General features: G+C 42.3%; 3 protein-coding genes. 1 reads left to right on the top strand and 2 read right to left on the bottom strand.

From position 1 onward, the window contains the following. The coding region (locus F6Q11_RS07535) for a zinc ribbon domain-containing protein (protein ID WP_297027996.1) at window positions 1-209 on the top strand (209 nt) is incomplete at its 5' end. 35 nt (window positions 210-244) lie between these two features. Here F6Q11_RS07535 and F6Q11_RS07530 read toward each other — a convergent pair. Together F6Q11_RS07530 and F6Q11_RS07525 are read right to left on the bottom strand one after the other, a co-directional pair. Then, window positions 245-454 (bottom strand): hypothetical protein, encoded by a 210-nt coding sequence (locus tag F6Q11_RS07530; RefSeq protein WP_297027993.1) that lies wholly within the window; start codon window positions 452-454, stop codon window positions 245-247. Window positions 455-488: 34 nt separating this feature from the next. After that, the coding region (locus F6Q11_RS07525) for a hypothetical protein (protein WP_297027991.1) at window positions 489-859 on the bottom strand (371 nt) is incomplete at its 5' end.

The following is an 859-nucleotide window of genomic DNA, read 5'->3' as shown; positions in this document are numbered from 1 at the left end:
GCATGGTTAGAAACCACCATATTGCAAAGAGTTTGAGTGATGTTTCCTTCTATGCCTTAAAAGAGAAATTAAAATGGAAGGCAGACAAATATGGTAAAAACATCGTAGAGATAGGCAGGTTCGATCCCTCATCGAAGATATGTTCAAGATGCGGTAACATAAAGCACGATCTGAAACTATCGGATCGCATATACCATTGTGATGTCTGAAGCAGGAAGCTCCGAGGCTTCAGCTGAGGAGTAGCTCACAGGGAATCCTGACCTACCATTATATTTCTGGTTTCTGTTTGTGGAGCAGAATACTGAGCTATGAAGTTTGTTAATGTTGCATCTGCAGGTACATACTGTTTTATGACGCTCTGCATGGAAGAGATAAAGTTCGTTATGTCAGTGCTGTTCGTGTTTGTCAGCTGTATAACAATTGTTACGCCATTTGCATTACTCGGTACACTCATTTTTAATCACCTCCTATAATTCTATCCATTATAATCACTGTTCTTCACTTATGGTCGCACTTGCATATATATCTGAAGCAACAGTGCTTAACGCACTTACGGTTATTGCAGTAGCACTTGTTGCAACCAGCACGTAAGTCCCCTGTGCTACGGTATTTGCAGTCATTGCGGTGTTATATAATGTAATTGTCTGTGCTCCTGCTTTCGGGTCTGTGAACGTTAAAGTCAGGGTTGGTGTTGCAGCAGCAGTAGCACTCAACACCCACTTTACAGTAAAGAACTGTCCTGTCGAGCTGGTTGGTGTGTAAGATGTTATGGTTGTTGCAGTTGTAGCGATGGATACAAGCAGTCCTGCACCGTATATCGGAGCAATGCCAAGACCTGACAGATGTATCATAGAGAAAG

The sequence above is a fragment of the Thermoplasma sp. genome, assembly GCF_008709555.1.
Classification (GTDB): domain Archaea; phylum Thermoplasmatota; class Thermoplasmata; order Thermoplasmatales; family Thermoplasmataceae; genus Thermoplasma.
The sequence above is the reverse complement of the archived record's forward strand: the minus strand, read 5'-3'. Positions and strand labels throughout refer to the sequence as shown.

What these genes read in the sequence shown, in the direction of transcription:
- F6Q11_RS07530 (WP_297027993.1), bottom strand. Translation starts at nt 454, where the DNA reads ATGAGTGTACCGAGTAATGCAAATGGCGTAACAATTGTTATACAGCTG.